Origin of the sequence: Aliarcobacter vitoriensis, from assembly GCF_003316695.1 — a bacterium.
GTDB lineage: Bacteria > Campylobacterota > Campylobacteria > Campylobacterales > Arcobacteraceae > Aliarcobacter > Aliarcobacter vitoriensis.
Genome location: NZ_PDKB01000023.1, coordinates 19,545 through 30,328 on the forward strand (window position 1 = coordinate 19,545; position 10,784 = coordinate 30,328).

13 protein-coding genes and 1 tRNA gene are annotated in these 10,784 nt (G+C 25.4%); 7 read left to right on the forward strand and 7 right to left on the reverse strand.

Annotated elements, in window-relative coordinates; translation table 11 throughout:
- The first annotated feature begins 17 nt into the window (after positions 1 to 17).
- Positions 18 to 698: a response regulator transcription factor gene (locus CRU91_RS10950; RefSeq protein ID WP_113895261.1), complete on the forward strand. Its 681-nt coding sequence runs from the start codon at positions 18 to 20 to the stop codon at positions 696 to 698.
- Complete coding sequence (locus tag CRU91_RS10955) at positions 688 to 2,007, forward strand: sensor histidine kinase (protein WP_113895262.1); 1,320 nt, start codon at positions 688 to 690, stop codon at positions 2,005 to 2,007. Before CRU91_RS10950 ends, CRU91_RS10955 begins: the two co-directional genes overlap by 11 nt.
- On the opposite strand, the gene ccoG is transcribed toward CRU91_RS10955, so the two are convergent.
- Positions 2,004 to 3,320 (reverse strand): cytochrome c oxidase accessory protein CcoG, encoded by a 1,317-nt coding sequence (gene ccoG, locus CRU91_RS10960; RefSeq protein WP_113895263.1) that lies wholly within the window; start codon positions 3,318 to 3,320, stop codon positions 2,004 to 2,006. The two genes, CRU91_RS10955 and ccoG, sit on opposite strands and share 4 nt — an antisense overlap.
- A 118-nt stretch (positions 3,321 to 3,438) precedes the next feature.
- Between ccoG and CRU91_RS10965 the strand changes: the two genes are divergently transcribed.
- Complete coding sequence (locus CRU91_RS10965) at positions 3,439 to 4,056, forward strand: hypothetical protein (RefSeq protein WP_113895264.1); 618 nt, start codon at positions 3,439 to 3,441, stop codon at positions 4,054 to 4,056.
- 32 nt (positions 4,057 to 4,088) lie between these two features.
- Here the strand turns inward: CRU91_RS10965 and CRU91_RS10970 are convergent, their stop codons facing one another.
- From CRU91_RS10970 to CRU91_RS10985, 4 genes are read right to left on the reverse strand one after another with little or no spacing between them, the layout of a single operon-like run.
- A complete protein-coding gene (locus CRU91_RS10970; protein WP_113895265.1) occupies positions 4,089 to 5,978 on the reverse strand; it encodes a glycoside hydrolase family 17 protein in 1,890 nt (629 codons plus the stop codon).
- On the reverse strand, positions 5,978 to 7,213 hold the full coding sequence (locus CRU91_RS10975) for a glutamate-5-semialdehyde dehydrogenase (protein WP_113895266.1): 1,236 nt from the start codon (positions 7,211 to 7,213) through the stop codon (positions 5,978 to 5,980). Before CRU91_RS10975 ends, CRU91_RS10970 begins: the two co-directional genes overlap by 1 nt.
- A gap of 55 nt (positions 7,214 to 7,268) precedes the next feature.
- Positions 7,269 to 8,027, reverse strand: coding sequence for a bifunctional hydroxymethylpyrimidine kinase/phosphomethylpyrimidine kinase (gene thiD, locus CRU91_RS10980; RefSeq protein ID WP_113895267.1), 759 nt, complete (start codon positions 8,025 to 8,027; stop codon positions 7,269 to 7,271).
- Between the two features lie 2 nt (positions 8,028 to 8,029).
- On the reverse strand, positions 8,030 to 8,251 hold the full coding sequence (locus tag CRU91_RS10985) for an XRE family transcriptional regulator (RefSeq protein WP_113895268.1): 222 nt from the start codon (positions 8,249 to 8,251) through the stop codon (positions 8,030 to 8,032).
- A 275-nt stretch (positions 8,252 to 8,526) separates the two neighbouring features.
- Here CRU91_RS10985 and CRU91_RS10990 point away from each other — a divergent pair, with 275 nt between their 5' ends.
- From CRU91_RS10990 to CRU91_RS11000, 3 genes are all read left to right on the forward strand, one after another.
- A complete protein-coding gene (locus CRU91_RS10990) occupies positions 8,527 to 8,841 on the forward strand; it encodes a hypothetical protein (protein ID WP_113895269.1) in 315 nt (104 codons plus the stop codon).
- Between the two features lie 153 nt (positions 8,842 to 8,994).
- Complete coding sequence (locus tag CRU91_RS12295) at positions 8,995 to 9,246, forward strand: hypothetical protein (protein WP_222718462.1); 252 nt, start codon at positions 8,995 to 8,997, stop codon at positions 9,244 to 9,246.
- Between the two features lie 43 nt (positions 9,247 to 9,289).
- Positions 9,290 to 9,694 (forward strand): hypothetical protein, encoded by a 405-nt coding sequence (locus CRU91_RS11000; RefSeq protein ID WP_113895270.1) that lies wholly within the window; start codon positions 9,290 to 9,292, stop codon positions 9,692 to 9,694.
- A gap of 17 nt (positions 9,695 to 9,711) precedes the next feature.
- On the opposite strand, the gene CRU91_RS11005 is transcribed toward CRU91_RS11000, so the two are convergent.
- A tRNA-Leu gene (locus tag CRU91_RS11005) sits at positions 9,712 to 9,795 on the reverse strand.
- A 43-nt stretch (positions 9,796 to 9,838) separates the two neighbouring features.
- On the reverse strand, positions 9,839 to 10,339 hold the full coding sequence (locus tag CRU91_RS11010) for a gamma carbonic anhydrase family protein (RefSeq protein ID WP_113895271.1): 501 nt from the start codon (positions 10,337 to 10,339) through the stop codon (positions 9,839 to 9,841).
- A 243-nt stretch (positions 10,340 to 10,582) separates the two neighbouring features.
- On the opposite strand from CRU91_RS11010, the gene CRU91_RS11015 reads away from it, so the two are divergent.
- Positions 10,583 to 10,784: hypothetical protein (locus CRU91_RS11015; RefSeq protein ID WP_146951615.1), on the forward strand; the 202-nt coding region annotated here is incomplete at its 3' end.

Below are 10,784 nucleotides of genomic sequence, written 5' to 3' on the forward strand. Positions count from 1 at the left end.
ATAAGATATAATTTGAAATGTTAAAAAATATAAATAAAAATATAAAAATTTTATATGTTGAAGATGATGAAATAGCAAGAGAAAATGGTGTTGAGTATTTAGAAAACTATTTTGAAACTATTTATGAAGCTTCAAATGCTATAAGTGCTCTACAAATGTATGAAAAATACAATCCAGATATTATTATAACAGATATACAAATGCCAAAAATGGATGGTTTGGAATTTATAAAAAAAATACGACAAAATGATAAACACACAAAAATTATTATTATTACGGCTTTTTGTAATCAAGAATATTTATTAAAAGCAGTTGAGTTACAGCTTATAAAATATCTTGTAAAACCAGTCAATGAAAAAGATTTTGAATCAGCTTTACTTATGTGTATTGAGTCTTTAAGTGAAAATGTAACAAATATTATAAAATTTGATGAAATAACATATTTTGATATTTTTAATAAAACTTTAGTATCAAATGGTGAAATAATAAAATTGAGAGCAAAAGAGATACTATTTTTAGATATTTTAATAAAAAATAAAACTAGATATGTAAATTATGAAGAATTAGAATCTTATATTTGGTTTGATAGTGTTATGACAAAAGATGCCTTGAAAACTTTAGTTAAGAATATTAAACATAAATTACCAAAAGATTTGATACAAAATCTTACAAATATTGGGTATAAAATTGACATTTGATATAAATATAATTTTATTTTATGGAATAACTTTTGGTATTTTATTGATGACTATAGTTTATACTTTTGTTCGATATTTATACTCTAAAGAAGTATTTTATATAAGCTATTGTTTTATGCAAATTTTTTCTCTTATTTTTATTATAGCTCATAGTAAGCTTTATGAGATAAGTTATTTTTATAAAGAATTATTTTTGATTCTTGCTTCTATTTCTGCACTTATTTTTGCTATAAGCTACAATGATGGAAAATTTATACCAAAGATTTCAAATTATAAAGAACTTTTTATAAACACTTTTTTATTAAATATTGTTATATTAACTTCATTTTATCACTATATATTATTTGAATATTTACCATATACTATTATTTATGCAGTTTTATTTATCTCTATAGTTTTTAATTTAAAACAAGGCTTTAAGCCCACAATGATTTATGTTTTAGGTTGGAGTGTTTTTTGTATAATTTTATTTATTTTTGATTTTAAAAACTTCTATATAAATAAGGGATATTTTGATTTAGTACTGCTTGTATTTACATTTGAAGCAGTCCTTTTTACTGTTTCAGTTGCATACAAATATAATGACCTGAAAAAACAAAATAAAGAGTTTGAAAAGATGGTTTTACAACAATCAAAGTTTGTAAAATCAGGTGAAATGATAGCAAATATAACTCATCAATTTAGACAGCCACTAAATAATATTTCATATATTTTAATAAACCTAAAAAAGAGGTTTGAAAGCCAAAAGTTAGACAAACTTTTTTTTGATAAAAAGATAAATCAAGCAAATGAACAGTTATACTTTTTGTCAAAAACAATAGATGATTTTAAAGAGTTCTATACACAAGAAAAAGAAAAAGAAGATTTTTTAGTAAAAGATGCAATAGAAAATGCTTTTACAATTTTAAGTGCAGATATAAAAAAACACAATATTAGTTTGAGTGTAGAATTTGAAGTTTATGAAGAGATAAAAGTTTATGGAGTAAAGAATGAACTTTCACAAGTTATTTTATCTTTAGTTTCAAATGCAATAGATATTTTAAAAAATAAAGAATTCCCAAAAATATATATAAAAGTTTTAGCTTCTAGTGCTGATGTGATAATAGAAATCTTTGATAATGGTGGAGGAATAAAACCAAAAAATATAAAAAAAATATTTGAACCATATTTTTCTACAAAAGAAGAAGGAACAGGAATAGGGCTTTATTTATCTCAAATTATAATTGAGGAAAGTTTTAATGGAAAATTGCAAGTTCAAAATATAGAAGATGGAGCAAAATTCTCCATCTTTATAGAAAAAACTATTTAAGGTTTTGAGAAAGTTAGTTTTTTTACAGTTTTAAAATTTTTCTCTTCTGTAAATATCTCAATAAAAATAGGTATATTCTTTTCTTTAATGTATTTAAGTTCATCATTACTTTCTATAATTAATACTATTTTAGCTCTTTTACCTGCTTCTAAAGTAGGGTTTTCAACTCTTTTTATTTTAAAATTTAATTCATCTTTTAATTTTATATTAAAAGACAATGTTTCATCTTGAGTATTATGAATAGTTAAAATATAGTTATTTACTATTTTTTTATCTTCTGTTATTTTGTAAAGTTCAGTTGTTTTATTGATATTTACTAAAAATTGCTCTTTTTCAAGCGAAAAGTAAAATGCCAAAAATATACAAATAAAAAGCGAAGCAAAATAAGTTATATTCTTTTTAGTAAATAGAGATACTTTTTTATGGTTTAAAACTTGATTTGTACTTCCCCAGTTTATTAAAGATGGCTTTCCTAGTTTTCCCATAACTGTATTACAAGCATCACTACATTCAAGACAGTTTATACACTCAACTTGTAAACCTTTTCTAATATCAATATGAGTTGGGCAAATTTTCACACAGGCATCACAAGTTGTACACTCTTCATTATTTTTCCATTGATTGATTTTAAAAATAGATTTAGTTCCATTTTCATATATTTTTCCACCTCTATTAAAATCGTAAGTTACTTGTTTTGTATCATTGTCATATAAAACTGATTGTATTCTTGAATAAGGGCAAACATATACACAAAAATTTTCTTTCATAAAAACAATATCATAAAATAAAAATAGCGCAACACTTATAATAAAAATAATCATAAAGCTATGTTCAAATGGATCTTGTAAATAAGTAAAAAAGTCTTCAGGTGGTACAAAATATAGCATAAAATTTGATGATATTATTAAAGTTATCATAAACCATAAAACTAAAGATATATATTTTTTAATTTTATTGTTTGTTTTTGTATAGTCTATATCTTTTTGTTTATTTTTTATTCTTCGTAAATCTAAAATAGTACTTTCTATTAAATCTCTATAAATTACTCTAAATATTGTTTGTGGACAGGCCCACCCACACCAAAATCTACCTAATATAGAAGTTAATGCAAATATTCCAATAAATAAAAACATTAATAAAAATGGCATAACATAAAGTTCATTTACATTGTAAGAAACCCCCAAAAAATGAAACTGTAACTTATCAAATGATAGTAGTAAAATATGATTTTCATTTATAGTTATAAATGGTAAAACCATAACAAATATTGTAATACAAAGATATACAATATATCTTTTTTTAGCATAAGCCATATAAACTCCTTTTAAATTTTTTTTAATTCTACGAAAAAATAGTGGCTATTTGGTGGTATAAATAGTAAATTTATTTATATCTATGTATAATTTATTTAAATTATTTAAGGAATAAACAGTGAAAAAAGCACTTTATTTATCTATATTCTTATTTTTTAGTTTGAATAGTTTATTTGCTCAAACTAATAGATATGATATAAAATCAGGAATTGTTGAGTACGATATTGTAGGTGCGATGGATAATAGCACTATGACAGGAACTAGTGTACTTTATTTTAAAGACTTTGGAAAAATAGAACTTCTTGATGAAAGAATTACTTATAAAAGAGGCAATTTTGAAGATGAAGAAGAACGAAATATAAATAAAATTTCAAAAGACAAACTTTATACTGTGGATTTCAATGATGAGATGATATATTCTCAAGATTTACAAATAGATAAAGATGACCCCGTTGGAAATATTAAAAATAAAGAGAGTTTTACTCAAATGGGAGCAAAATTTTTGGGAAATGAGAATATTTTGGGATACAAATGTGATATTTGGCAGTTAGGTGAATATAAAATTTGGATTTATAATAGTGTTCCTTTAAAACAGATAACTAAAAGTTCTGGAAATGAACAAATGCAAATAGCAAAAAATGCAAATTTTAATATAGATATAAAAGATAATAAATTCAAACTACCTAATTTTCCAGTTAAAGCTATAGATATTATAATATCTGAAGGCGAAGATTAAAATAGATTGAGTTTTCTCAATCTATTTTATTTTTAGATAAGAGCCTTTTTATCATTATCTTTTGTAATAGCATACATTACAATAATAAATGCTACTGCTCCTAAGAAAGTATTTGTAAGCATAGAAGCTAAAATACTCAAGAATAGTGCTACAAAAAGTACTACTCTAGTGTTTATTAAAAATGCTACTATTGAAGCTATAATTGCTGCAATTCCAATATAGTTGAAATATAGTAAATACCATATATATCCAACAAATGAACATAATATTCCACCATTTTCTTTACAACTCATACCTAAGCTGTTATTCATAATCAAACCATTTTTGAATAAAACCAGAATAACAGTTGTAAATATTATATAAATAATTGGTTTTTTTAATTCGTTAAAACTACTATTTTTAAGTGAACCTAAATAAAGAATAGCTACAAAAATAAAATTTATAATTGCTAAAATATTGCTAAAGATATTTAATGTAGTTTCACTATAAAGCATAACAAAAGTATTTAAAAGTAAAATAATTGCAAATAATCTTTCAAAATTTCCGAATTTCAATCTATCAAATTTACCAATATATGACCAGATAAATGATATTGCTAAAATTGTTAAACCATAAATTTCAAAGTTCTCATATCTTCCATTGTAAGCTAGTTTTACAGTCATAATAAATATAAAAATAGCACTTAAATAAAATGCAACTCTTGAAATAATCTCATATTGATTTTTACATACAATATGTTTTAGAAGTTGATAATAAACATATATTTGTACTCCTAAAAGTAAGATAGCCCAAATTGCTTCAAGATAATTTCTTGAAATTACAATATACTGCTCAACTTGAAGCATAAAAAGAATAGAAAATAGTGTATTTATAGCACTAAAAGTAATTATTTTTATAGTTGAAGTTTGTTCTTTTTTAAATATGAAGAAGAAACCGAAGATTAAAACTAAAGAACCAAAAGCTAAATATAAATAATTTGGAAAATTTGAAACATCTCCACTAAATACATTTTTATCTGCTCTATCTTTATCAAATATTCCCCAGAAACCTCCAACTGCTCCTTCACTTACTCTTTTCCATGGTTGGTCTATGGCTTCTATTATGTTGTATTGCCAGTTATGTTCATTTGCAAGTTTTACAAAATCTCTTATAAAAATTGCTTGGTTGATTTTACTTGGATGTGCATCAACTCTAGTTCTTCCTTCACTTGGCCAACCTGTTTCACCTATTAAAATATTTGAAGTTCCTAACTCTTTTTCAACTTCTAATCTTACATTTTTTACATGTTCTATTGAATCATGAATATTTTTTGGGTCATCTTCCCAATATGGTAAAATATGTATAGTTACAAAATCTGTAACCTCTTTAACTTTAGGATATTTAATCCAATATTCCCAAACATCAGCATAAGTTACTTGATATTGAGGAAGAGCTTCTTTTACCTCTTTTATATATTTCACGAGTTGATTTTCAGTTGAATCTCCTCTTAAAAGTACTTCATTTCCTACAATAATTGCTTTTATAACTTCTGGATATTGTGTGGCTAACTCTTTTAATTTGCTAATTTCAGCAATAGCTTGTTTCTCTTCTTTTCCTATCCAAATCCCCATTAAAACTTGCATATTTAAATCTTTTGCAACTTTTGGTATAAGTTCTTGTCCAACAGTTGAGTAAGTTCTTACACAAGAAGTATATTTTGAAAGAAGTTCCATATCTTTTCTTATATTTTCTTCTTTTAAAACCAAACCTTTATCAAATAAAAAAGGAGATTCATCTTTTCCATAAGGTGCATAAGATACACATTGAAGTTTATCAAAGCTATTTGAATCATCTTTTAAGATAGCCTTTTCACCTAAATAATGCCAGAAAAACAGTGCTATTATTGCACTACAAAATATTAAAAATAGTCTATTTGTATTCATTATTTTCTCGTTTGTCCTTGTCCATAGATTTTATACTTAAATGTTGTTAAATCATTTATTCCCATAGGTCCTCGTGAGTGAAGTTTATTTGTAGAAATTCCAACTTCAGCACCCAAACCAAACTCTCCACCATCAGTAAATCTTGTACTTGCATTTGCATATACACAAGCTGCATCAACTTCATTTAAAAACTTATTTATTGTTGTGTAGTTTTCACTTAAAATTGATTCAGAGTGCCCAGAACCATATTTTTGTATGTGTTCTATAGCTTCATTTACATTCGATACAACTTTGATATTTAAAATATTTTCTAAATATTCTGTATAGAAGTCATTTTCTTGTGCAAAATCAACTTTTATATATTCTAAAGTTTTTGCACAACCTTTTAGTTGTGTCCCTTGTAATTTTAACTCTTCTTGAAGACCAGTTAAAATATAAGGAGCTATATCATCGTGAACTAAAATAGTTTCTATTGAATTACAAGCACTTGGTCGTTGGCATTTTGCATTTATTACAATAGATATGACTTTATTTGCATTTGCATCTTTATCTATAAATATATGGCAAACTCCCTTATCATGTTTTATTACAGGAATTGAAGAATTTTCACTAATAAATCTTATAAGTGCTTCACCACCTCTTGGAACTATCAAATCAACAAATTTATCCTCTTTTATAAGCTTTGCAACACCTTCTCGACTACTATCTGGTAGCAAAGAAATTGCTTGTTTAGGAAGATTGTTTTTTTCTAAAATATTTTGTAAAATTTTTGCTATTGCTTGATTTGAGTTTTCAGCTTCTTTTCCACCTTTTAGTACACAAACATTTCCACTTTTAAAACAAAGTGCTGCTGTATCACTTGTTACATTTGGACGACTTTCATAAATTATTCCAATAACACCAATGGGAATAGATACTTTTTGAATATTTAAATCATCTTTTGTAACCCAACCATCAAGTATTCGTCCCACTGGTTCAGTTTGAGAAGCTATTTGTCTTATTGCATTTGCCATATCAAATACTCTTTTTTCATTTAAAAGAAGTCTATCTTGCATAGCAGAACTCAAGTTATTTTCTTTCGCATTTTTCATATCTTTACTATTTTCTTCAATAATATATGAAGTGTTTTCTTGTAAAGCATTTGCCATTTGCAAAAGAACACTATTTTTAATTTCAGTGCTTAAAGTAGCTACAATACGGCTACTTTGTTTTGCTTTTTGTAAAAAATCTTGCATAAAATTTCCTAAAATTTTTATGTAAATATACTAAAATTAGACTTTGTTAAGCCTTTTAAAAATCTAATATATGGTTTATTGGTCCATTTCCTCTTCCAAAATTTGGAGCATGGTTTATAGCTTCATAAATATATTTTTTTGATAAATCTATACTATCTTTTAAGCTAAAACCTCTAGCAACTAAAGAAGCAATTGAAGCACTAAAACTACAACCTGTTCCATGTGTATTTGAAATATCGGCTTTGTGACCTATAAAAAGCTCTATATTTCCATCTTTTGTTAAAAGAACATCAGTCGTTGTTTCATCATTTTTTACTATATTTTTAAAAATAATATTTGTAGGAATATCTTTTATATTTTTAATATCTTCAATACTATCTACTCCAAAAAATAGCTTTGCTTCTAAACTATTTGGAGTAATTAATAAAGCATATTTAAACATAGATTTTAGGCTATTTATGGCTTCATCATCAAGAAGTTTTGAACCAGCTCTTGAAATAGCAACGGGGTCTAATATTATAGGAATATCTAAATCTTTAATAGCATTAAAAACTTCTAAAATAAGCTCTTTTGAACTTAACATTCCTATTTTTATACAATCAACTTTAAAATCCTCTATTACTGCATTTATCTGTTCTACTACAAATTTTGGTTCTAAAACTACTGCATTTGATACACCTAAAGTATTTTGCACAGTTATTGCTGTAATTGCAGTTGTCATAAAAACTTTATGATAAAAACCACTTTTTATATCAGCTTGAATTCCTGCACCACCACTGCTATCACTCCCTGCTATACTTAAAACTACTTTCATTTTTACTCCTTACAAACTCCACTATCTTTTAAAATATCTTTCATTTTTTGATATTTCAAATTTTCAATATAGAGATTTAACCATGATTTAACCCAGTAAGGAATAGCCCGATTGTTATTCCCCCATGTGTTCACACTTTGATACTTTAATCCAACAAAAGATGCAAAACTTTTTTTTGAAAAGTTTGCATTTTTTAAAAGCTTTTTAAACTCTTCTTTATCCATTTTCTTCCAAATAATAAAATATACAAAAGTATATCATAATAATTTAAAAAATATATAAAAGTATATTTATTTAAGTTTATTATAATATATAAAAGGCTAAAATATATATTATTTTAAAAGGAGATAAAATGCTTATAAAAGCCTTTTTAGCAAGTGGAAGATTTACTTTTATCAAAGTTATGGGATTTGAAGATTTAAAAAAAGTTGCAAGTGCTTATAATAGATGGGAATATGTATCTTAATATGATAAAATATCCAAAATTTTAGGATAGACTATGGGAATAAAAGATATTTTGCAAAATAAGTCGAAAGAACTTGTGAATATAGCAAGTGAAAATGTAACAAAGGCTTTTGATTATCCAAAGATTAAAAGTAATCAGTTAAAAGATATGGTAAATTTAAAAATCAGAGAAAAAGCAATTATTGCAACAAAAGCTAGACTAGTTGAAAATGGAAAAACTATAAATGATTTTAGCGATGATGATTTGGAAATAATTATTGCAGATGAAGAGAGAAAAATAGTTGATGATTTAAAAACAAAATCACTTGTTGTTGCTTTGGCTGCTTTAGGAATAAACTTTTTTGTATAGGTTAAAAGATGTTTAAACAAGTAAAATCAGCTGTTTTTTGGTATTACTTATATAAATTTAGAAAAAGAGCAATTTTGATATTTTTTCTTCTTTTGGTTGCCTTATTTTCTGGACTTATTTTCTGGACTTATTTATGGTGATGTTGTTGAGTATTTGAAACTTACACAAAATATTGAATATTTGAAGTATGTACTTTTTGCAAAATGGCTCATAATACTTTTTAATATTTTGTTTTCTATATATTTAATTTTAAGTTTGTTTAAAAAAGATGTTGAAGTAAAAGAAAAAGAAGTAAAAAAAGAACAAAAAATACCACAAGAAGAAAAATTTACGCCAAGAGAAAAAGAACTTTTACATAAAAAAAAGCTAAAAACAAAAGCTGATGTATTGATAAATAATCAATAGATTTTTAATTTATAAAAGATATATGAATAAAAAAGGTGGTTATATGGCTATTTTTGCTTTGCAATCAATAGCAGGGGGATTTTTAGATGAAGATTTACAACATTTCAATAAAAAATTTGATGATTGGTGTATTTCATTTGAAAGCTATGAAGAAGCGATGGATATTGTACAAACTCTTGAAGAACCAGACAATATTGATATAGTTGAGATAACCCCTTTGAGTTATCCAAAATATTTTTTTTCACAACTTCAAGGAACTATTTATGTAACAAAACAAATAGAAGATAAAATCATTTGTGTAGTTGAACCATCAATTGGTTCAAATTTTAGAATTGCAATATGTGATTTGAAAACAAGAAGTGTAAGATTAACAAAGACTTTATATAAAAATATTCCTAGTATTGAAAATGCTTTTGCTAATTTTAAATTGATAGAAACGTATATATAAATAATTAGAAATATTTATGGTGCGGCTGACGAGACTTGAACTCGTACAGCTGTTGCCACTACCACCTCAAGATAGCGTGTCTACCGTTCCACCACAGCCGCACAGAAAAAATAGATTGGAATTATATCTATTTTTTCTTAAAGCCTATCTATATTCATTTTTATACTCTACATAATGTAGAGCATGATTTATTAAACCTTGAACTTCTTCTTGGCTTAATTCTCTTACAACTTTAGCAGGACTTCCCATAATCATACTTCTTGGTGGAAATTTTTTTCCAGCAGTTACAAGTGAATTTGCTCCTACGATACTTCCTTCTCCTATAACTGCTCCATCTAAAATAGTTGCACTCATTCCTATTAAACAATTATTTTCTATTTTACATCCATGAAGCATTACCTTATGTCCAATTGTAACATTGTCCCCAATAATTGTTTTTGTATTTGTATCTGTATGAATACATGATAAATCTTGAATATTTGTATTTTTACCTATTTTGACTTCATTTACATCTGAACGAATAACACATCCAAACCAAACAGAACTATCTTCATCTATTTCTATATTTCCTATCAAATCAGCACTTGGTGCTATCCAAGCAGATGGATGAATCTTTGGATAAAACTCTTTAAATTTTAATATCATATAAAATCTCCTTATAAACTTGATATTGTATTCAAAATAAGTAGCAAAAATAAAGCAAAAAGAGTATCAAATACAATTTAGAAATTAAAAGTTTTGAAGGTATAATTCGTAAAAAATGTTACTAAAGGTAACTCTAACTAACAAATTTGAAAATTCTTTTGTAAAAATTGTCCATTTTTTTCAAGTTAATCGTCTTACTATATAGAGAAACAAATTCTCAAAATTAATACAAAGGATTAGAAGATGAAAAGAAAGATTTTCATATCAGTATTAACATCAATGATGTTAAGTGGAACAATGTTAAATGCAAAAGAGATAAGTTTGCAAGAAGCAGTAGAGAATATAGTAAAGAGATATAATGTAACATATATTTCAAAATCAAAAGATTTGAAGAATAAAATAGTAGATTCAGAAAAGTTAGGTTTCGGGGGGGGGTACGGTATTA